Origin of the sequence: Nonomuraea sp. NPDC049758, assembly GCF_040674635.1 — a bacterium.
Taxonomy (GTDB): domain Bacteria; phylum Actinomycetota; class Actinomycetes; order Streptosporangiales; family Streptosporangiaceae; genus Nonomuraea.
In genome coordinates this window covers 1-20,518 of record NZ_JBFAMZ010000043.1, presented here as the reverse complement: position 1 = coordinate 20,518, position 20,518 = coordinate 1, and the positions used below count along the sequence as shown (strand labels likewise).

Below are 20,518 nucleotides of genomic sequence, written 5' to 3'. Positions count from 1 at the left end.
CCGTTCCACCTCGTTCAGATGGCGCGGCTGATCGTTCCCACCTGCTCGGATTCGGGCTCGCGCACCGTCCCGTCGTCGATGCGACATCCCTGAAGCTTCGGCCTGGTTGTCGCCGGAGCTCGCGCGGTGTTTGGATGGGATCATGGCCCTCGACGAGCTGCGCGACCTCCTCAACCGCCACGCTCGGCCTGATCTCGGCACGCCCATCGAGGACGTCCTGATCTTCAAGGCCGAGCGCCCCCGGCCCCCGACGCCGACGACCTATGGCAAGGTGCTGGCGCTCGTCGCTCAGGGCACGAAACGGTTCGCGCTGGGCGACCGCCTGTACGAGTACCGCGAAGGGCAGTACCTCGTCGCCTCGATCGACCTGCCGGTGACCGCCCATTTCGCGGAAGCCGGCGCGGAACGCCCCGGGCTCGGGGTCGGGCTCACCCTGCATCCGGCGGCAATCGCGGAGGTGTTGCTGCAGGCGGACCCGGACGACCTGCCGCATCTGGGTGACGACGCGCCGCCCGGCCTGGCGGTCAGCACCGCCTCCGCCGAGCTCCTCGACGCCGTCGTCCGCCTGCTGCGCCTGCTCGACCGGCCCGGTGACATCACCGTCCTCGCGCCGCTGGTCAAACGGGAGATCCTGTGGAGGCTGATCACCGGCGACCAGGGCGCGATCGTGCGCCAGTTCGGGCTTCCCGACAGCAGCCTCAGCCACGTCGCCCGCGCGGTGCAGTGGATCCGCGACCACTACGCGCAGCCCTTCGCCGTCGAGGACGTGGCCGGACTGGCGGGGATGAGCGTCTCGGCCTTCCACCGCAACTTCCAGGCCGTCACCGCGATGAGCCCGATCCAGTTCCAGAAGCAGATCCGCCTCCAGCAGGCGCGGCTCCAGCTCGCCGCGGCCCCGGGCGACGTGGCCGGGGTCAGCCGTCGTGTCGGCTACTCCAGCCCGTCGCAGTTCAGCCGCGAGTACCGTCGCCAGTTCGGCATGCCGCCGAGCCAGGACGCCGGGCGCCTCACTCCAGCACGCGATCGAGACGGATCGGCAGGGATCTCTGCCTGACCCCGGTGGCGTGCCAGACGGCGTTCGCGATCGCGGCGGCCGTGCCGACGTTGCCGATCTCGCCGGCGCCCTTGACGCCCATGGGGATGCCGGGCTCGTGGTCGGGTACGAAATCGGCCTCGATGTCGGGCACGTCGGCGTGCGCGGCGATGTGGTACCCGGCGAAGTCCGCGTTGACGTGCTGGCCGGAGACCGGATCGCGCAGGCCCTCCTCGTGCAGCGCCATGGAGAGCCCGCCGATCATCCCGCCGACGACCTGGCTGCGGGCCATCAGCGGGTTGACCACGCGGCCCACGGCGAACATCCCGAGCAGCCGGCGTACGCGCACCTCGCCCGTCATCGGATCGACGGTCACCTCGGCGAACACGGCGCTGAACGAATGCCGTTCCCGTGCCGGTAACCCGCCGAGCGACCCCGTGGTGTCGGCCGTGACCGTACCGCGGCAGCCCTGGGCGCGCAGCTTCTCCGCGGCCTCGATGATCGCCCACCCCCAGGACGTGGTCCCCCGGGAACCGCCCGCGCCCCACGCGGGACCGAGGCCGCTGTCGGAGATCCGCAGCCGGATCCGGTCCGTGCCGACCGCCAGCGCGTCGGCGGCGATCGCGGTCAGCGCGGTGCGCGCGCCGGTGCCGAGGTCGGTGGCGCCGATGGCCACGGTGAAGGTCCCGTCCGGCTCGGCGGTGATCGTGGCCGACGACGGGAACGCACCGGCGCTGAACGACGTCGCGGCCAGCCCCGTGCCGGCCAGCAGCGCTCCCTCCCGCCGCCGCCGCGGCCGGTGATCGCGGGTGTCCCAGCCGAACCTGCGGGCGCCTTCACGCAGGCACGCGACCAGGTTGCGGCTGCTGAACGGCAGCCCGGACACCGGACCGACCTTCGGCTCGTTGCGCAGCCGCAGGTCGAGCGGATCCACGCCCAGCCGCTCCGCCAGCTCGTCCATGGCCGATTCGAGGGCGAACGACCCGGGCGCGGCCCCCGGCCCCCGCATCGAGTACGGCGGCAGGATGTCGAGCGGGACCGCGCTGAGCCGGGTACGGATCGCCCGCGCCGCGTAGAGCGTCTTGGTGAGCTCGGTGCAGCCCTCCAGGTATTCCACCAGCGGCGAGATCTCGAACGCCGCCTCGTGGTGGATCGCCCGCAGGCGGCCGTCCGCGTCGGCGCCGATCCGGATCCGCTGGTCGGTCGCGGGCCGCATCGCGGTCGCCAGGAACACCTGGGGACGGGTGAGCGTGACCCGTACGGGCCGGCCGAACAGCAGCGCGGCCATCGTCGCCAGGATCAGTTGCGGACCGCAGAGCCCCTTGGAGCCGAAGCCGCCGCCGACGTGCTCGGTGCGGACGCGTACCAGGTCCGGGTGCAACGAGAACAGCGTGGCCAGAGTGCGGGATATGGAGAACGGCGCCTGGTCGGAGTCGATCGCCTCCAGCCGCCCTCCCTCCCACCAGGCGGTCGCCGAGTGCGGTTCCATCGCGCTGCAGTGCTCCTCGGGAGTGCGGTACCGCCCCTCGACCACCACCGAGGACGCGGCCAGTTCCACCTCCACGTCGCCGACGTCCACGGGTTCGTCGAAGATCGCCACCGCCGGACGGCTCGCCGGGTGATCGGCGGAGAAGACCGTGTCGTGCGGCTCCTCGTCGTAGGTCACCGGCAGCGCCTCGGCCGCCGCCCGGGCCTGCTCAAGCGTCTCGGCCACGACGAGCGCGACGGGCCGGCCGGCGAAGGGGATCACCTCGTCCTGCAGCAGCTGTAGTTGGCCGTCCGGGCCGAAGAAGCCGCCCGCCTCCAGGTCGAGGCGGGGCGCGTTCCGGTGGTCGATCACGCCCAGCACGCCGTCCATGTCCTGGACGGCGGAGACGCCGACGTCCCTGATGCGGCCCCGGGACACGGCAGCCAGGACGACCACGCCGAAGGCCAGGCCCGGCATCGGCACGTCGGCGGCGTAAAGGGCGGCGCCGGTGACCTTGGCCCGGCCCTCGATCCGCGGCCGCGCCGCCCCGACCGCGTTCGTCATGGCAGGAGCTCCTCAAGGACGGTCTCGATGAGATTGCCGGCCAGCCGCACCTTGTAACCGTTGCCCGGCAGCGGTTCGGCGGCGGCGAGCTCGGCATCGGCGGCGGCCCGGAACGCCTCGGCCGACAGGGGCGCGTCCAGCAGGAACGCCTCGGCGGTCCCGGCGCGCCAGGGCCGCGACGCGACCCCGCCGAGAGCGATGCGCACCGAGCCCTCGTCCGGGTCGAGCGCCGCCGCGACGGAGACGGTGGCGAAGGCGTAGGACGCGCGCTCGCGGACCTTCCGGTAGCGCGAGCGCGGGGACACCGCGCTCCCCGGCAGGACCACCGCCGTGACCAACGCTCCCGGCGGCAGCGCCGTCTCGCGGTCCGGCGTGTCCCCGACCGGCAAATAGAACTCCGCCAGCGGGATCTCCCCGGGGCCGTCGAGCGTCTCGTACCGCACGACCGCGTCGAACGCCAGCAGCGCGACCGCCATGTCGGAGGGATGAGTGGCCGCGCAGCTCCGGGTCCAGCCGAGGATGGCGTGGTTGTGGTGCTCACCGGCGATCGCGGGACAACCCGTGCCGGGGACCCGCTTGTTGCACACCTGCGTGGCGAAGTAGGCGCACCGGGTCCGCTGCAGCAGGTTGCCGCCCACCGTGGCCATGTTGCGCAGCTGACCGGACGCGCCGGCCAGCACCGCCTGGCTCAGCGCCGGATAGCGCCGCCGTACCTCGGGGTGGGCGGCGAGGTCGCTGTTGGTCGTCGTGGCGCCGACGACCAGCCCGCCGTCCGGCGCCTCGGCGACGCCGGCGAGCGGCAGCCGCCGTACGTCGACCAGCCTCGTGGGCGCCTCCACCCCCGCCTTCATCAGATCGACGAGATTGGTGCCCCCACCCAGGTACCGGGCGCCGCCGCCGGCCGCGATCAGCGCGTCACGGACGTCCGCCGCGCGCTCGTAGGCGAACTCCCTCATCCCGCGCTCTCCTTCTCGGCAGCCGTCTCCAGCACGGCCCGGACGATGGACGGGTAAGCGCCGCAGCGGCACAGGTTGCCGCTCATCCGCTCCCGCACCTCCGCCGCGTCCAGCACCGGCGCGGGGCCGTCCGGGGACACGTCGGCGGTGACCGCGCTGGGCCAGCCCGCCGCGTGCTCGGCCAGCATCCCGACAGCCGAGCAGAGCTGCCCGGACGTGCAATATCCACACTGGAAGCCGTCGAGCTCGACGAACGCCCGCTGAAGCGGCAGCAGTTCGCCGTCATCGGCCAGTCCCTCGACGGTCGTGACCTCGGCGCCCTCGGCGGCCACCGCCAACGTCAGGCAGGAGACCAGCCGCCGACCGTCGAGGAGCACGGTGCACGCGCCGCACTGGCCCTGGTCGCAGCCCTTCTTGGGACCGGTGTGGCCGAGGTCCTCGCGCAACGCGTCCAGCAAGGTCGTGCGGTTGTCGACGTCCAGCCGGTGCGGCACGCCGTTGACCTGGAGCGAGATCACACTGCGGTGCTGGTCTGTCATCGCCCTTCCTCTCTCGGGGCTACGTAATCAGTTCTGCGGCGGGCGGACGATCCACAAGACTGGCGCGTCCTTGCCCATTCCTGCTTGCACCGCGGGCACTCTCGACGGCGATCAGAGCAGCCAGGACGGCCACCACACCGACCAGCCCGGCCGGCGACGGGAGGACCGAAGTGGCCGGGGTGGCGGCAAGGACGGCGCAGGCCGCGGCCGGTCGACGGCGGCCGAGCGTGTGATGCATCCGGAGCCTGAACAGCAGATGTCCGACGAGGTAGAGCGCGACACCGCCATGGAGCGCGAGCGCGGAGAATACGCCCAAGGGCTCACCCTCACCGGCGTGCGCCACCACCCCCTCGATGCCCAGGGCGGTGAGCAGGACGCCGGCGATGATGGGGAAGTGCCCATAGGTGTAGGCCTCGACGGCCAGGACCACCTGCTCCTTGTCACGTACGCGGCCGAGTCTGCGCGCTGCCGCGCCCGCCACCACGTCGAAGTACAGCCACCACAAGCACACCGCGACGGCGATGCCGAGGACGGCCGCGAGCAGCAGCGCCGCGTTGACGGGCCGTCCCGCGGCCCCGGCACCGACTGCGACGACCGACTCGCCGATGGCCAGGATCAGGAACAACCCGTGCCGCTCGGTCAGGTGCGCCGGGCTGCGCAGCCGCCAGTGGCCGTTCCTGGCCGTGAGATAGATGCCGACCCAGTCCACCACCAGGGCGATCGTGAACAACAGCACCTGCGTGCGGTTGCCCAGCAGCGTCCCGGACACCAGGAGCGCCGCGCCGGCCGTCATGGGCAGCCAGGTGATCGCGATCTGACGGCGCAGCCCGGTGTCACCGTCCGCGGCCACGGCGAAGACCACGAGATGCACCCAGCGCACCACCAGGTACGCGCCCACCAGCACGAAGGCGCCCGGCCCGCCGTCCCACGCCTCCGGGATGGTCAGGCCGACCACGAACATCGCCGCCATCGCGACGACCATCCCGCCCCGCAGCAGACCGCCGTCCGCCCGGGAATGGTTGCCCAGCCAGGTGTAGCCGGACCAGGTGCCCCACAGCAGCGCCAGCATCAGCAGCCCCCGGAACACGCCGTCGGCGTCGCGCTCGCGTGCCATGGAGCCGGTGAGCTGCGTGATCGCGAAGACGTAGACGAGGTCGAAGAACAACTCGAAGGGCGTCGCCCGGTGGTCCTCGCCGGCCGGCGAAGTCTGCCGGCGCATCTAATCGACGGCCAGGGCCGGGACACGGGGCCGCCGACAGAAGTAGACGAACGCGGGCGGCACGTTGGCCCACACCGTCCGGCTGACCACGACCTCCTCGAACAGGCCGCCCAGGGACCGCCGTAACCGCCGGGCCGGCGGCGTCCACCGGGTGTGCGCGTACGCGAACGTGGTGAACGCGCCGTGCGGGGCGAGGGCGCCGGTGAGGGCGTCGAGCAGGTCGTGCTGGCGGTCAGCGGTGAACGCCGCCCAGGGCAGTCCGCTCACGATGACGTCCGCGCGGTGGTGGCCGCGCGCCGCGAGCACCTCGCCCAGGTCCCGGGCGTCGGCCACGGCGACGTCGATCCGCGGGTACCGGGTGGCGAGACGCCGCGCGAACCGCTCGTTGACCTCGACGGCCAGGTGACGGCCACGGCCGCCGAGCCGGCGCTGGATCGCCGCGGTGAACGCGCCCGTGCCCGGACCGACCTCGACGACCAGCGGGTCACCGTCACGTGTGACAGGCGAGGTGATCAGGTCGGCCAGCGGCTCGCCGCTCGGTGCGACCGCGCCGACGGTGAAGGGGGCGCGCGCGAACTCGTGCAGGAACGCGGCGCGGTCGTGGGCGCTCACCGGACGGCTCCGGAAGACGTGCCCAGCACCCGTGCGAGCCAGTCGTTCCTGGTACGCCGGGCCGCGACCGAGACCCGAGCCCCGGGGCACAGCGCGTCGAAGCCGTGAAAGCCGCCCGCCCAGACGTGCAGCTCCGCCTGGCCGCCCGCGGCCCAGATCCGGGTGGCGAACGCGACGTCCTCGTCGCGGAACACCTCCGCCGTCCCTGCGTCGACGTAGGTGGTCGGCAGGCCGGACAGGTCGTCGGCGATCGCGGGCGACAGGTAGCCGGACACCTCGCCGCCGCCGATGAGCGACCGCCAGCCGAACGCGTTCATCTCGCGGGTCCAGACTCCGGGCGCGCCGGAGTACTGGCGGCTGGCGGTGGTGTCGTTGCGGTGATCGAGCATGGGACAGATCAGCACCTGCCCGGCGATCGGCGGCCCGCCCCGGTCGCGGGCCATCAGGGTGAGCCCGGCGGCCAGGCCACCGCCGGCGCTGACTCCCGCAACGATGATCCGGCTCGGGTCGATGCCCAGCTCGCCGGCGTGCTCGGCGACCCAGAGCAGGCCCTGGTAGCAGTCCTCGACCGGGATCGTGCCGGTGGCCTCCGGCGCCAGCCGATACTCCACGGAGACGACGGCGGCACCGAACAGGTCGAGCCAGTCCAGGGGGATGTCGATCTGCGAGAAGCGGTCTCCCATGACCATGCCGCCGCCGTGGACCCAGTAGACGCACGGGGCCGGCGCGTCACTGGTCCGGGCCGAGGTGAAGATCGACATCGGGACCGGGGCGGTGATCTCGCGGTGGCCGGCGGCGCGGCCCCGGAGGAGCGCGTCGACCGGCGTGGACGGTAGCCTGCGCAGCTCGGCGAGCACCTCCGCGTCGAGCTCGGGCATGGGAGGCAGGCCGGCGAGGAACGCGCGTAGTTCGGGGTCGAGGCCGGGACGGGGCATGGTGGTCTCCTCGTTCACAGGACGGCCTTGCCGCCGACGGGGATCTCGTCGGCGTACCGCGCCTCGGCGGCCAGCAGCGGCTGGAGGGCCGCGGCGAACGCCTGGGCCTGCCTGGTCGCGAAGAACCGGGCGTGGGCCTCCCGGCTGACCCAGCCCTCGGTGACGTAAACGGTGTCCGGATCGCCGGCCGAACGGCCGACCAGGAAGACGACGCAGTCCTCGTTCGGCAGGGACGGCGCGTCGAGCAGGGCCGCGACCAGGTCGTCGCCCCTGCCCGGCTGCGCGGTCATGGCGGCGTGGAAGCCGTGGCTGATGGTCATGGGATCACTCCTCACGGGTGGTGCCTGTCGCAGCCAACTGTGGGCGCCGCCCGGCAGCCGCCACATCAGTCATCCGACTCCCGCCTCGGACGCCCATCGCGGCCGATGACCTAACCGCCGATGCGGTTAGGTCATTTGACAGATGCGCGGCTCGGGCGCGTGCCCGACCATCGACACGTGACGAGTCCTCCAGAGCCGCCGGCCGTCCTGCGCATGCGGGAGGTCCGGGACCGGGCGCTGTTCGACCCGGACGACGGTGCGGTCACGCCGTCGAACCGGGCCGAGCTGAAAGCGGTCGCGCACCTGCTGAACGTGCTGCTGGCCAGCCTGGTCGTGTCCTCGTTGCAGTACGAGCAGCACGCCCTGCTCGTCCGCGGGCCGTCGCACCGGGCGGTCGCGGAGTTCCTGCACGGCTGCGCCGACCGTGACCGCGCCGGCGCGAGGCTGCTCGCGACCCGCATCGCCCAGCTCGGGTTCGCCGCCGACCACGACCCACGGCACCTCCCGGCGCGCTCGCGCATCATCTTCCAGACGTTCCAGGACGGCGATCTCACCGGCATCGTGACGCAGGACCTGGTGGGGGCGCGGATCCTCGTCCAGTCGTTGCAGGAGGCGGTGCGCTGGGTCGGGGCCGACGACCCCACCACCCGGCGCCTGCTGGAGCGGCTGCTGGAGGACAAGGAGGCGCAGGCCGACGAGCTCAGCGCGGGGCTTCGGAATCCGGTGCGAGAGCATCCCTGAGCCCGGCGCGGGAGGTGACGCCGAGCTTGGGGAAGATGCGGTAGAGGTGCGCGCCCACCGTCCGGTGCGAGAGGTACAGCCGCTCGGCGATCTGTTTGTTGGTCAGGCCGCTCGCCGCCAGCTCGGCGATCTGCAACTCCTGCGTGGTCAGGGCGGCCGGGCCGCCTGACGAGGTCTCGGCCGTCCGGTGGCCGGCGGCGCGCAGCTCGTTCTGCGCACGCTCGACCCAGGGCCCGGCGGCCATCGCGGCGAAGCCGTCGCGGGCGACGAGCAGATGCCGGCGCGCCTGCGACGCCGACCTGTCCCGACGCAGCCTCTCGCCGAGGACGAGCCGGACGCGGGAGGCGTCCCACAGCCACCGTTCCGCCACGTGGCCCGACAACAGCGACTCCAGCCGCGCCCTCGTCCCGTCGTCGTCGGACACGAGGAACTCCGCTGCCGCCTGGATCAGCGTCATCCGGGTCGACAACGCGGCCACGTCGGCGGCCCGCATCGCCTCGACGTGTGCCCTGGCCTCGACCATCCGCCCGGTCCGCACCGCCGCCTCGACGAGGTCGAGCATGACCCACGTGCAGTGAGGCACGTACGCGGCGAGGGCGCCGGGCGGGCTCATCGCGGCCGCGTGGTGGAAGGCCGCGCCGAAGTCTCCCTGTCCCAGCGCTGCCAGGGCACGCGGGTGCTGGGCGAACAGCGCCGCGGCTGCCACACCTCGGGGGAGCGCCCAGTGGGTGATCTCGTCGGCGAGCGCGTACGCCTCCTCGAAGCGTCCCCGTCCGGCGGCGAGGATCGCCCTGTTGTACAGGAAGTACCACGCGAAGAAGGAGAAACCGCTGGTCTCACAGACCTGCTGACCCTCGCGGGCCAGCTCCTCGGCCTCGTCCCATCGGCCGACGAGGTAGTCGTCCAGGCACAGGTGCATCAGCGCGCCGAGGTGCCGTCGGGGCGCGCCGCCCTCCCGTCCCTGCCGGACCAGCCGCCAGGAGGGCCCGCGGCACTCGCCCAGCCGATCCAGGTAGACCGAGGCCGTGCCGACCCGCATGATGCGCGTTGGGTCGGTCTCGTCCGCGAGGGCGTCGAGGATGATCTGGCTGCTCGCCAGTGCCGACGCCCCCGTGCGGACCGGGTCGGGAAAGGTCCGGCTCGCCAGCGACAGGACGTCCGGCGGTCGTGGCTCCAGCCGGTCCAGCGCGCGGTAGAACGGCTCCCAGTACTCCGAGGCGCTCCCGTACCAGGACAGCAGCATCAACGTGTGCATGGCTTCGACGAGCGCGGGATCCTCGGCCCGGTAGCCGTGCTCCGCGGTCTCGATGGCGCCGACCAGGAGCCGGTGGGCGGTGGCGACGTCGCCGTCTCCGTTGAGCATCAGGAACGCGGCCGCGTTGGCCGCGTGCAGCGAGCCGGTGGAGTCCGGAGCCGCCCGCCGCGCGTCCGTCAGGAGCGTCTTCGCGTCGTCGATGGCCCCGCTCGCCTCCGCGCCGATGTACGCGGCCTCGGAGAGCCGGCGCCCCCGATCCACGCTCGTCCCGCTCAGCTCGGCCGCCCGGATCAGCGCGGCGACCGCGGCGAACGCGTCACCGCGAAGCATGATGCGATGCGCCGAGTTCTCCAACAGCGCCGCCACCGTCTCGTCCGGGCCGGTGGCGGCCGCGGCGAGGTGCCACGCGCGACGCTCCTGGTCACCCGTCAGCGCGCCGGCGAGGGCGACGTGCGCGGTACGGCGTTCCTCATGCGTGGACCCGGCCACGATCGCCGACCTGATCAGCGGGTGCCGGAACGCGATCCGCGCCGTGGCGTCGTCCACGCGTACGAACTGCGCCCGCTCGGCGGGGGCGAGGTCAGCCAGCCCGGCCTCGTCCGGCAGGGCGGCCCTGAGCACTCGGACGTCGCCGGTGCCCTCGAACGCGGCCAGCAGGAGCGTTCTCCGGGTCGGTTCGGGCAGGTCGGCGATCCGCGCGGCGAACATCGCCTGGAGCCGATCGCTGAGCGGGACCACCTCCGAGTGCGTCACCGCCGGATGCGTCGCGCCCAGCAGCGTCGAGGGTAACTCCGTCAGCGCCAGCGGATTGCCCTGTGCCAAGTCGAGCAGCCGTTTCCGGATCCGTACCGGCATGCCTGGGAAGTTGTCGTCGACCAATTGTCCCGCCGCCGCTCGATCCAGGGGCTGGACGACCTTCTCGGTCAACCCGCGCGGCGCCGCGGAGCTCACCGCGCCCGTCCTGGCAGAGAACAGCAGCGCGGCGCCGACCCCCTGCAACCGGCGGGCGAGGAAGCCCAGCACGACGGCGCTGGCCCGGTCGATCCACTGGACGTCGTCCACGAGAAGGGCGAGCGGCGTCTCGGCGGCGACCCCCTTGACCAGCAGGAGGGCGGCGTTGCAGACGAGGAGCGCGTCGGTGGGCGCGCCGGCACCGAACCCCAGCGCCACCGACAACGCCTCCCGAAGCTCGGGCGGCAGGCGCCGGAGGTCGGCTTCGACCGGCAGGAACAGCTGGTTGAGGCAGGAGTAGCTGACATCGGCCTCGAACTCCGACCCGGACGCCCGCAGCACGCGCATGCCCGTCGTGACGGCCAGTTCGGCCGCGGCGGCCAGGAGAGCGGACTTGCCGATACCGGGGTCACCCCACAGCAGCCGCGCGTCGCCATGGCGCCGGGCCGCGTCGAGAAAGGCGGATAGCTCTTCGAGCTCGGCACGGCGGCCGAAGAGTGCGTTGCTGGCCACGGATACCTCGCGCGTCTGTCAGTGCCTCACCGGCTCAGGACGAAGGCTGCTGCGATCATAGCCGTCACTTGATCATCATCGAGGGCCTGCGTCCGCCTCTCTCCTGAGGAAGGCGTGATCGGACAAGGAATCGCGAGCATTAGGCAAGTCCGCGCCGCCTCACGGCCCATCGACGGACGTGTCGGGACCACGGCCGGTACCGGACAGACCGGCCGGACCTTTCGGCAGGTGCTCTGGCAGGCACCACGACGGACGGTGAGTCGCGAGGAGAGGAGATCCGGACCACCGCAGCGGAGGAGCACTCGGCCGCAAAGCCCTGAGGCGGCTGAATCTCCGTCATGCCCCTGCCGAGAGTTCTGATGATCCGCCAACCGTCGATGTACGTGCCCGCGGCGACCGCCAACGCAGAGGCGATGATCATCCACAGAGGCGGCCCTGCAGCTCGAGGGAGGCTGCGTCGGCGATCAGGGGCAGAGTGATCAGGCATATCGTCTTCTGCGCGTCGTTCGTTCCGTGCGCCAGCAAGGCCACAGAAGCGGAGGCGATCTGCCCGTACCTGAAACCACAGGTGCGCAGGTCGACCGTATGTCACGTGTGATCATATAGGCCAGGTATGTGATGATCCCGGCGACCAGGATCGCGGCCGGCGGGGCCAGGAGCGCAGGAATCGCGGCGTTCGACACCAGGCCCCACCGTTGACCGCATCGGCACCGACTGCCAGCATCGTGGCACCCACGATGCTGGCGATCAGCGCGGGTGACGAGCTCGACAGCAGACGGAAGTACCAGATCACCAGATTCCAGGCGAGTCCGCCGACGAGCCCGGCGAAGACCACGGTAAGCGTGATGGAGCCGGAGTCCACGACGTCCTGGCGATTGTGGCGGCCACCTTCAGCAACAGGAACGCGCCGGCGAGGCTGAGCATCGCCGATAACGCCAACGCAGTACGTGGCCGGAGAGCTCCGGCGGCGATCGAGGTCGCCATGGCGCTGGCCATGTCGTGGAAGCCATTGGTGAAGGCGAACGTCAGGGCCGTCGCCACCACGACGGCCAGCAGTACGGTGTGTACGTCCACGCCCCCTTGCTGATGTCTCACGCGGCCGCTAATTCTGACACCCCGAAACTCACCCAACCGTCAGAACTGAGATCGATGACGGGTGGGCAAGGCACGATCTCCGCCGGGATCAGCTTGTGGCCCCCAGACGGAGGCGGACCTGGGCCAGCAGCCGTCGGGGCAGCGGGGCATATCCATGGAGGGCGAGGTAGGACTGGCCGGCGTCGCTCGCCGTGTAGTCGAGGAAGGTACGCACCAGCGGGTCCGGGTTGTTCGCCCAGACGATCTCGTAGGTGACCTGGACGACGGGGTAGGCGCCATCGATCATGTTCAGATAGTCGAACGCCACCGTCAGATCGCCGTTGCGCCCCACGGTCGTGGCGCCTTCCAGGGCTTGGCTGGCACTGTCCGGCGACAGCGTGGCGAACTGCCCGGCGGTGTTGCGGATGGCGCCGGTGGGGAGCCGGGCGCTGCTGGCGAAGCCGTACTCCACGTAGCCGATGGAGTCGACAGTGCGCTGGAGGGCCGCTGTCATCCCGCTCGAACTCAGCACGCCTCGCCCGGCGCCGGTCCACGTCCTGGACGGTTGCTGCGGCCAGCGGCCGACCGCCCTGAGGAAGGCGGTGAAGTTGTGGGTGGTGCCGGATTCGTCGGAGCGGTGGAAGATGTGGATGCGCGTGCCCGGAAGGCGCCTACCGCGATTGTCGGCGGCGATCTCAGGCGCGTTCCACCTGGTGACACGCCCGGTGAAGATGGCGGTCAGGGTGGCGGGCGAGAGCTTGAGTTCCGGGACGGAAGCCAGGTTGTAGGCCACCGCGATGGGCGCGACGACCATGGGCAGATGCTCGGCGCGACCGGCGCAACGCCTGTCGGCCCCTTTCTGCTCGCCGGGGCTCATCGGCACGTTCGAGCCGGCGAACGCATTGCGCCCTGCAATGAAGTCTCTGATGCCGGCCTGCGATCCGTTGGGCTCGTAGGTCACTCGTAGTTCCGGATGGATGCGGTGGAACTCGGCGACCCAGGCGTCCATCGCGCCTTTCTGCGCGGTCGAGCCCGAGCCGTGTATCGACGCGGCGATCGGCTCGGTACGGACGCCGTTCTCGCCGCCCATGCTCAAGAACATCGCCGCGAGCGCGGCGGCGGTACCGGCGGCCAGGACGAGAACGGCGACCAGGGCAGCCTTGCCAGTCCATTTCAGCCTCGGCATCCCACGAGGTTATGAACTGGTCCTATTCGGTTGGGTGACCTGCCGATCAAACCCTGGGACATAAACGGTTTCCTTGGTGCCAAGCCACCTTCTGTGGCTCGACGAACCATGTCCTGGCCGGCAGTTCCCGGTCAGGCTCGATCCCACCTCGCCCATGATCGTGCTCGCTTCCTCCGTCCTCTGCCACAGCTGCGCGTCTGCCGGGCGATGGCCAGTCGCCGCACGGTGAGGCGGAGAGCAGCGAGGCGCGGGCATAGCCGATCCGTACGTGTCTGGCCGCCTCGGCGCCGACCGCGGCGAAGCGGGGCAGTTCACTCCAGAGCTGTCCGGCTTCGGGACGGCGGGGGTTGGCACGGTGAGAGTCCGGACGAGTGCGGGCACGAGCCGGAGGCGGGCGGTGTGAAATTGGACGGGCGACCTTGCCCCTGCCGGTCCGGCAGAGTGGACCGGCAGGGGCGACGCGGGAGGCCATCGGACAGGCATGGGCACGACCCCAACAGCAACGTGCGAGAAGAGGAGGTCCTCGGCAAGAAGACCGCCTTCACCTACGACCGCAACCGCCTGATGGCCTCGGTCACCAATGGTCAGCCCTCGACCTGCACCTACGACCCCTACGGCCGGCTACGCGCCATCCAAGGCGGCGGCAAGGTGAGCCGGTTCCGTCCGCACGGCGGCGGAGGCGTAACCCCGTGGATGCGGCGGCGAGGGTCAGCGCGCCGGTCGCCACCAGCACCCGCCCGTCGGGGCCTGACTCACCGCCGCCGGTGTCCGCGCCGCCCGTCGGCAGCGCGGCGGGCGTCTTGGTGGGGGACTCGGCGGGGGACTCCGGCTCCGGGGGCGTGCTCGTGGTGCCGGGGCTGGGGGTCTCCGCGTCGTCGCCCGTGCCGGTGACGGTCAGGAGGTACGACGTCAGCGCCTCCTTGTCCTGCGGGTTGCACTCGATCAGGGGTTGTGGCGGCGCTGGTGCTGGTCTGGAGGCGGTCTATGAGATGGAAGGGATGGCTTGCACTAACAAGATCACATCTGAGAGTGGTCGGTGGGCCTGAGCTGGCCTGACCCGGGGTGGGGCCGCGGCCGTCTAGGTCAGGAGCGGTGCCATCTGCCATCGCTGGCTCTACATGAGCATGTAGTCAGCCTCTGTGTTTGCGGGTGTTGGGTCATTGCCGCCACAGCATCAGAGGATGAAGGCTGGGACCAGTTTGGGACCACACGCCATGTCGTTCGCGGGACAACATGCAGGTCGGCGAATGTGGAGCTCAGTGCAGGAGTGCGCTTGACGTGCGGGAACACCCACTCCCACGTTCTGGGGGTCAAGGGGTCGCAGGTTCAAATCCTGTCGTCCCGACCAGGTTTTAGCTGGTCGGTAAGGGTGTCACTCGAATGGGTGGCACCCTTTCGCATTGGTGAGTGACTAACTGAGTGACTACCGAGCGAAGATCGTGTCCATTGCCGCAGCTCCTTGCAGGAGTACGGGCCGGATCTGCTTGCGATAGACGGCTTCGGTGACCGCCGTCCCGCTGTGGCCGACGAGCCGGGCGATGTCCTCCAGACGAACCCCGGAGTCGGACAGCAGCGAGACGAAACTGTGCCGCATCTCTCGGGGCGTCCAGTAGTACGCGGGCATTCCGGCATCCTTGACGATCTTCCGGAATGCTCGTCTGACGTTGTGGGCGTCGAGCGGTGTGCCGACGAGCGAGGCGAAGACGAGTCCGTGATCCTGCCACTTCTCGCCCGCCGCCTTCCTGTCCTTCCGCTGCTGCTCTCGGTGCGTCTTGAGCGCTTCCACGCAGCGCTTGGGCAGCGCCAGTGACCTCCGTGAGCGCTTGGTCTTGGTGTCGCCTCCTTCGCGTACCGAGCGCCACACGGCGATCCACGGCGGAACGCCCTTGTCCGGATCGCCGAGGAGACCGTGTGCGGTGCCAACACGCGGACACTGCTGCTGAGCTGGGCGTTTGCCGGGTGATCAGGCTGCTCTGTGGTGCTCGTTGATCAGACCTGCGACGGTCCTTCGACGGTAGATCCGGGAAGTCATGTCGATCACCTTGCTGGGACCGTGCAACGGCGGGCGAAGCGAACGGCCCTGATGCGAGCGATGATGGTTGAAGTGGTGTTCGTACTCGGCCAGGACCTTACGCAGGTGCCGCTCACCATGGATGAGCAGGTGATCGAGGCACTCACGGCGTAGCGTTCCCACGAACCGCTCCGCGAACGCGTTCGCCTGTGGCGACCGTACGGGCGTCTTGATGACCCGCACGCCATGGGCGGTGAACACCTCATCGAATGAGCGGGAGAACTTGCCGTCACGGTCTCGGATGAGAAACCTGAACGCGCTGGCGCGCTCGCCCAGGTCCATCAGCAGGTCTCGGGCTTGCTGGGTGGTCCACGCGCCGCTCGGGTTGGAGGTGAGGCCAGCAGGTGCACGCGGCGTGTCTCGATCTCCATGACGAACAGGACGTACAGGCGTTTGAGGAACACGGTGTCGACGTGCATGAAGTCGCAGGCCAGGACGCCGGAGGCTTGCGAGGTGAGGAACTGTCGCCAGGTCGGCGCGGTCTGGCGTGGCGCTGGGCCGAGGCCGGCCGCGGTGAGGATGCGGCGGATGGTGCCCTCCCCGGTCTGATGGCCGAGGCCGAGCAGTTCGCCCTGGATCCGCCGGTGCCCCCATCGTGGGTTCTCTCTGGCCAGCCGGATCACCAGCTCACGCAGTTCATTCGGGATCGGCGGACGTCCGGTCGCGTTCGGGTACGTCCAGCGTTGGCTGACCATCTGGCGGTGCCAGGCCAACAAGGTGCCAGGCGTCACGACAGCAGCAGCCCGCGTCGATGGAAGCGAAGCCGCGTGGGCAGCAGTCGCGCCAGTGCGGGCAGCAGCGCCCTGTCGGCCCAGTCTGGTCGCGGTCGGGAGACCTGACGACGCAGGACGGCGACTTCATGACGCAGCACCAAGATCTCCACGTCCTTGGAAGTGTCGCCCCGCGCGAGTAGCGTCAACCAGCCGAACAACCGGACCATCAGCAGATACAGCAGGCGTAGAAATACGAGTGCCGAGGATAGAAGGCCAGGCCAGATGCCCCATGGACGAGTTTTGGCACGGCACAGGCGCCATCCTTCTGACCGACAGCTCCAAGATGCTCAGCACCGGGGGCTTGTCCCTCATGGAGCGCCTCCTGCGCACCCTCAAGGACGCCGGCGTCCCCCAACCGCACCGCGTCACAGCCGCCGACACGATCCTGAGTCACATGGCCGGCTTCGTCCTCCAGGCACAGAGCGCCTCGGAGCCCCCCGCCGTCACCCCGGAGCAGTACGCCGACCTGCGTACCCGCTTCCCCCTGACCTTCGTGGAAGCCCCCGGCACGGCCAGGACGAGAAGTTCCACCGAAGCATCCACCTGCTCTGCACGGCCATCGCAAGCCTCATCCCCCAAGAGCACAAGCCGCCAACGTGATCAGCGGCGGCGTGACGCGAAGAGGCCGCCGTCCTGGCACGGGAAGCCGGCTTCTTCGCGCATCCGGGGAGCCTGGCGCTCAGTAGAGAAGCCACAGTTCGTAGTGTGGCTGACCGTTCTCCCAGCTGCTCGGGAACCACGGGCACTTGTAGCCGCGCCCCCATCGCACGCCGTCCCTGTGGCAGGCGTTGTAGCCCTCAGTGGTGGAGGGATAGTACCCATCGAGGTGCCAGTCAGCCATGGAGGAGGACGCCACGGCCGGCGAGGAGGTCAGGACGGCGGGGGCGGCAAGGGCCAGGGTCATGCACGCGACTCCGGCAGCGCGCTTCCACGTGATCACAACATTCTCCGATCGTCGACTGAGACGATCTTCGTATGGTCGGGACGTCATGTCGTTGGCGCTCGACGCACTGATCCTTGCTCACGACCGCAGAAGGGATGACCTCCCGCTTGTCCACCATCCCTTGGTCCGGGCGGTGGCACCGCCTGCTGGGCGGCCGCGGTGCGGGCGGCACGGCTTCCGCAGGCGGTGGAGGTGTTGCGTGGAAGCGGACGGACTGCCCAGAACGCGAGCTCCTCGAGTCATTCCTCGCAGGTCGCATCTCCTGCCTTGAGCAGTGCTACGGAGTTCGATTACGACCATCTCAACCTGGAGGGCTGTCTCCAGACCCCCAAGCATCCGACCATCGATTATGCCCGCATCCAAGAACGTCCGTTCTCTTCCTGTTGGACAACCTGGGTCAGCATGGGCACGTACGAAGCGACCAAGGACGGCGACGGCCCGGACGGCAAGCGGCGGACCAGGGCCAGCAATAAAGTCGGCAAGAGCAAGAGCGGTGGCAAGGCCGGCATACTGGCTACAATTCCGGAAAGGGTCGAGGAAGATACTCTGGACCACCCCAGTGAAATATTCTTCCAGTTCTGGGCCACCTGGGTGCTCAACAGCTACGTGGGGAACAAAGCGGGCACGGAGGTGGCCAACGCAGAAGGCGGCGGCCTGAAGCCACAGAACATGAAGCTCTTCGTGCGGCTGACCGACTTCGCTTTGTATTGGAACGGCAAGAGATACCCCCTCAGTGCGGAGACCTCCGCGGAGATCCGCGGGCTCAAGCTGACATTTGACGCGCAAACCGCATCGGACAACCTGACGCCTTGCCGGTCCGTCACCGGAAGCACCATGAAGACGATCAGAGAATGGGAGGCCACCAGTAGCGCCATGTTCCTGCTTGAAAGCAATCCCGTCGCGGGAGGGACCAACGCTATATGCACGATCAAGCCCACGCTCACCCGTTTTCATGACAACCGTACAGATCTCCCTCTGTGGAGCCCGGAAATAGTGGGCACGCAGGGGAAGCGGCTCGGCGTGGCCCGACATGGCTACTCACGGCTGCCAGGCGACCTCAGCACTCTCGCCGCCCCCTACTACCGGTGCGATCGGGACAAGGTCATCAATCACACCGGCGGATGCGTCAACGACAGGGCGCACCGGGTCTTCGAGATGTCGGAGGGCAAGAACCCCGAATTCGCCGAGGTCACCAGGCACATCAAATCTGCCCTGGACCCGAGCGTCAACGGGTACACGTCGCCCCCGCTTCGGCCAGGACACGACTGGTCGAAGCCGGAGTATCCGCCCACGAAGTACTGGAACGGATCCGAGCAGCCGAAGACGATCCCCGGAAACTGGAACGTCGCCTCCAGTCCGCCGCTGAACAAGCGTCCCGCAGGAACCAACAGCTTCAACAGGAACTTCTTCTCCAACGTTGAGATGCACATGGACGTCGGGACGACCAAAATGATGCACTGGAGCAAAACGCCCGCAACAAATTACTGCAAGTACTACTTCAGGGACCAATACCCGGCGGCGCAGAACCCCGAAGGAATGCCGTGGGCCGGCGGCAGGATGCGGGACACCAGACTGGAGTGCGACGAGTATCCCTTCGCCTCCACCTACCAAGGAGCGGGCGGCAACGGAAGGGGAACAGGCCACTACTCCATCAGGGCCGTCAACGGCGGACACAACGAACGGCACGGCAACGCGCTGAAGAGTTTCTATGACAAATACCATGTCGCCACCCATCACGCCTTCTGGGTGAGCGTCGTGCCGTAGCCGTCTTCGTCGGTGTATCAAAGTGGGGGTGTTGGTCAGGTACGGGCCGACACCCTCACCGTCCGCAGACCAACCAACAAGAGGCCAATGATGCAGAACCCCGATCGCGCTCTTCCCGAGGAAAGTCAGTGGGACCTACTGGCCGAACACGGCCTGGAATCCTGGTTCAGCTGCCAATGGGTGGACACGGAAGACGGCAACGAGATCGCCCGACGACTGGGGGTCGATCCCCGAGACGGCACTTCGTGTGACTTTGAGACAGCCATGCAGTCATACGAAGCCGGCCCGGGGAAACTCATCATCTGGGCGGGAAAGCATTCGGCGGGGTGGTCGACCATCCTCACCCTCAGCGGCGTGACGGTGCCGCCACACCTGACAGAGGCGCTGAGCGCCGGAGAGCATCGCGTACTCGAAGCCTATTTCGTGGAAGAGGCCGATCCCGGCAAGCTTCTCTACACCCGTGACGGCGAATACATCGGAGAGATATTCCCACCGTCCTCCCCTGGGGGATGGATGGAGGTCCCCGAGTTCGAGGCGTACACGAACGGACTGGAACTCACCGACGACATAAGCGACGCTGAGGCCTTCGACCGCTACATGTGCATGGTAGGACGGATCACCGGCCGCTTCATCGACCGCGCCTGGTTCGCGACAACGCGAACCCTGTACCACATTCAACACGAAGCATGACGTCGATGAACGCATGAACGAGTTTCCCCAGCATGTCAAGCGGCACTTCGTTCTCGTAAAGGGCGGTACCGGAGGGCCCCGCGCACGCTCTGGAGAACAGCAGTCAGACGATCCGGCCTCGATGGGCCAAAGGGAAGCTCGGTCGGCTCACCCGTACGACAGCCGCCGGCAGTGAGCACGGCCTGGGCGTCGCACGGCTGGGCATGCCGATCGGCCGAGACCGTGGAACATGTACCGTTCGCGAGATTCCCCGGCCCGGCCGACATTTCCGCAGGACGCGCGTGAGCGCTCTCGTCGGCGACGCCGGCCGAGGCCGGCCGGCGTCGCCCGGTACGTCAGGTCACGGTGAAGCGGATGGGGCCCGCCAGGACCGTGTAGCCGTCGTTGTGGAGATAGTACGCCGCGTACGCGCCCGGCCCGGGGAGTTTGTCGGTCGGCATCACCAGCGTGCCGTCCGCGCCGGGTGAAGTTGCCCCGGTTCGATGGACACGTCAGGGCCTGTGACTACGCGGCAGCATAGTCGAGGGCTTGGGCGTTCTTGAGCGTGTGTCGACGTTCGTATTCGGCCGGGCTGAGCTGGCCGTTGGCGGAATGGCGGCGGCGTGGGTTGTAGAACCCTTCGATGTAGCTGAACAGGGCTCGTTCGGCCTCTGACCTGGTGCGGAAGGTGCACCAGTCGATAAGGTCGCACTCCAGCGAGGCGAAGAAGCTCTCGGTGATCGCATTGTCGAAGCATGTCCCGGTGCGGCCCGTGGACGGGCGGACGCCGGCCTGCTTACAGCGCCGGCCGAAGGCGATGGAGGTGTATTGCTCGCATTCAAGGAGTCGTTGCAACACTGCCTGTCAGCAAGCCTGGACGCTCGTTGAACGCCTCGGCGGGAGTATGCCAGCCGAGTGTTTTTACGGGGGCG

21 protein-coding genes and 1 pseudogene are annotated in these 20,518 nt (G+C 69.3%); 5 read left to right on the top strand and 17 right to left on the bottom strand.

Annotated features, from left to right (window positions below; all coding sequences use genetic code 11):
* Positions 1 to 142: 142 nt before the first annotated feature.
* Positions 143 to 1,054 carry an AraC family transcriptional regulator gene (locus AB0J46_RS50270; RefSeq protein ID WP_364344076.1) on the top strand — a complete coding sequence of 304 codons (912 nt, stop codon included), beginning with the start codon at positions 143 to 145 and terminating at the stop codon, positions 1,052 to 1,054.
* Here the strand turns inward: AB0J46_RS50270 and AB0J46_RS50265 are convergent.
* From AB0J46_RS50265 to AB0J46_RS50235, 7 genes are read right to left on the bottom strand one after another with little or no spacing between them, the layout of a single operon-like run.
* Positions 1,008 to 3,065, bottom strand: coding sequence for a xanthine dehydrogenase family protein molybdopterin-binding subunit (locus tag AB0J46_RS50265; RefSeq protein ID WP_364344073.1), 2,058 nt, complete (start codon positions 3,063 to 3,065; stop codon positions 1,008 to 1,010). The genes AB0J46_RS50270 and AB0J46_RS50265 overlap by 47 nt on opposite strands.
* The gene (locus tag AB0J46_RS50260; protein ID WP_364344070.1) at positions 3,062 to 4,021 is read right to left on the bottom strand and encodes a xanthine dehydrogenase family protein subunit M; all 960 of its coding nucleotides are present in this window, start codon (positions 4,019 to 4,021) and stop codon (positions 3,062 to 3,064) included. The genes AB0J46_RS50265 and AB0J46_RS50260 overlap by 4 nt, the downstream gene beginning before the upstream one ends.
* Complete coding sequence (locus tag AB0J46_RS50255) at positions 4,018 to 4,560, bottom strand: 2Fe-2S iron-sulfur cluster-binding protein (protein WP_364344067.1); 543 nt, start codon at positions 4,558 to 4,560, stop codon at positions 4,018 to 4,020. Before AB0J46_RS50255 ends, AB0J46_RS50260 begins: the two co-directional genes overlap by 4 nt.
* 19 nt (positions 4,561 to 4,579) lie before the next feature.
* Positions 4,580 to 5,779: a low temperature requirement protein A gene (locus AB0J46_RS50250; RefSeq protein ID WP_364344064.1), complete on the bottom strand. Its 1,200-nt coding sequence runs from the start codon at positions 5,777 to 5,779 to the stop codon at positions 4,580 to 4,582.
* Positions 5,780 to 6,391, bottom strand: coding sequence for a methyltransferase domain-containing protein (locus AB0J46_RS50245; protein ID WP_364344061.1), 612 nt, complete (start codon positions 6,389 to 6,391; stop codon positions 5,780 to 5,782). It lies immediately after the preceding gene.
* Positions 6,388 to 7,326, bottom strand: coding sequence for an alpha/beta hydrolase (locus tag AB0J46_RS50240; RefSeq protein ID WP_364344058.1), 939 nt, complete (start codon positions 7,324 to 7,326; stop codon positions 6,388 to 6,390). Before AB0J46_RS50240 ends, AB0J46_RS50245 begins: the two co-directional genes overlap by 4 nt.
* A gap of 14 nt (positions 7,327 to 7,340) precedes the next feature.
* On the bottom strand, positions 7,341 to 7,646 hold the full coding sequence (locus tag AB0J46_RS50235) for an antibiotic biosynthesis monooxygenase (RefSeq protein WP_364344055.1): 306 nt from the start codon (positions 7,644 to 7,646) through the stop codon (positions 7,341 to 7,343).
* A gap of 177 nt (positions 7,647 to 7,823) precedes the next feature.
* Here AB0J46_RS50235 and AB0J46_RS50230 point away from each other — a divergent pair, with 177 nt between their 5' ends.
* The gene (locus AB0J46_RS50230; RefSeq protein ID WP_364344052.1) at positions 7,824 to 8,387 is read left to right on the top strand and encodes a ferritin-like domain-containing protein; all 564 of its coding nucleotides are present in this window, start codon (positions 7,824 to 7,826) and stop codon (positions 8,385 to 8,387) included.
* Here AB0J46_RS50230 and AB0J46_RS50225 read toward each other — a convergent pair.
* The 9 genes from AB0J46_RS50225 to AB0J46_RS50185 form a co-directional block, all read right to left on the bottom strand.
* Positions 8,347 to 11,106, bottom strand: coding sequence for an AAA family ATPase (locus AB0J46_RS50225; RefSeq protein ID WP_364344049.1), 2,760 nt, complete (start codon positions 11,104 to 11,106; stop codon positions 8,347 to 8,349). The two genes, AB0J46_RS50230 and AB0J46_RS50225, sit on opposite strands and share 41 nt — an antisense overlap.
* A gap of 139 nt (positions 11,107 to 11,245) precedes the next feature.
* The gene (locus tag AB0J46_RS50220) at positions 11,246 to 11,527 is read right to left on the bottom strand and encodes an inorganic phosphate transporter (protein WP_364344046.1); all 282 of its coding nucleotides are present in this window, start codon (positions 11,525 to 11,527) and stop codon (positions 11,246 to 11,248) included.
* 177 nt (positions 11,528 to 11,704) lie between these two features.
* Positions 11,705 to 11,899: a hypothetical protein gene (locus AB0J46_RS50215; RefSeq protein ID WP_364344043.1), complete on the bottom strand. Its 195-nt coding sequence runs from the start codon at positions 11,897 to 11,899 to the stop codon at positions 11,705 to 11,707.
* Entirely contained in the window at positions 11,896 to 12,180 is a 285-nt protein-coding gene (locus AB0J46_RS50210; protein WP_364344040.1) for an inorganic phosphate transporter, read from the bottom strand. The genes AB0J46_RS50215 and AB0J46_RS50210 overlap by 4 nt, the downstream gene beginning before the upstream one ends.
* A 109-nt stretch (positions 12,181 to 12,289) precedes the next feature.
* Complete coding sequence (pstS, locus tag AB0J46_RS50205; RefSeq protein WP_364344037.1) at positions 12,290 to 13,366, bottom strand: phosphate ABC transporter substrate-binding protein PstS; 1,077 nt, start codon at positions 13,364 to 13,366, stop codon at positions 12,290 to 12,292.
* A 1,423-nt stretch (positions 13,367 to 14,789) separates the two neighbouring features.
* A complete protein-coding gene (locus AB0J46_RS50200) occupies positions 14,790 to 15,230 on the bottom strand; it encodes a tyrosine-type recombinase/integrase (RefSeq protein ID WP_364344035.1) in 441 nt (146 codons plus the stop codon).
* A gap of 99 nt (positions 15,231 to 15,329) precedes the next feature.
* The gene (locus AB0J46_RS50195; protein WP_364344032.1) at positions 15,330 to 15,719 is read right to left on the bottom strand and encodes an integrase core domain-containing protein; all 390 of its coding nucleotides are present in this window, start codon (positions 15,717 to 15,719) and stop codon (positions 15,330 to 15,332) included.
* On the bottom strand, positions 15,719 to 16,168 hold the full coding sequence (locus AB0J46_RS50190) for a hypothetical protein (protein WP_364344029.1): 450 nt from the start codon (positions 16,166 to 16,168) through the stop codon (positions 15,719 to 15,721). Before AB0J46_RS50190 ends, AB0J46_RS50195 begins: the two co-directional genes overlap by 1 nt.
* A complete protein-coding gene (locus tag AB0J46_RS50185; protein WP_364344026.1) occupies positions 16,165 to 16,377 on the bottom strand; it encodes a hypothetical protein in 213 nt (70 codons plus the stop codon). Before AB0J46_RS50185 ends, AB0J46_RS50190 begins: the two co-directional genes overlap by 4 nt.
* Before the next feature lie 62 nt (positions 16,378 to 16,439).
* On the opposite strand from AB0J46_RS50185, the gene AB0J46_RS50180 reads away from it, so the two are divergent.
* The 3 genes from AB0J46_RS50180 (at position 16,440) to AB0J46_RS50170 (ending at position 19,607) form a co-directional block, all read left to right on the top strand.
* The gene (locus AB0J46_RS50180) at positions 16,440 to 17,252 is read left to right on the top strand and encodes a TetR/AcrR family transcriptional regulator C-terminal domain-containing protein (protein WP_364344023.1); all 813 of its coding nucleotides are present in this window, start codon (positions 16,440 to 16,442) and stop codon (positions 17,250 to 17,252) included.
* 168 nt (positions 17,253 to 17,420) lie between these two features.
* Positions 17,421 to 18,917: a hypothetical protein gene (locus tag AB0J46_RS50175; protein WP_364344020.1), complete on the top strand. Its 1,497-nt coding sequence runs from the start codon at positions 17,421 to 17,423 to the stop codon at positions 18,915 to 18,917.
* Positions 18,918 to 19,004: 87 nt separating this feature from the next.
* Positions 19,005 to 19,607, top strand: a complete 603-nt coding sequence (locus AB0J46_RS50170) for a hypothetical protein (RefSeq protein WP_364344017.1) — start codon at positions 19,005 to 19,007, stop codon at positions 19,605 to 19,607.
* A 504-nt stretch (positions 19,608 to 20,111) separates the two neighbouring features.
* Here the strand turns inward: AB0J46_RS50170 and AB0J46_RS50165 are convergent.
* A pseudogene (locus tag AB0J46_RS50165) lies at positions 20,112 to 20,417 on the bottom strand (IS3 family transposase); the annotation flags it as partial.
* Positions 20,418 to 20,518 lie beyond the last annotated feature (101 nt).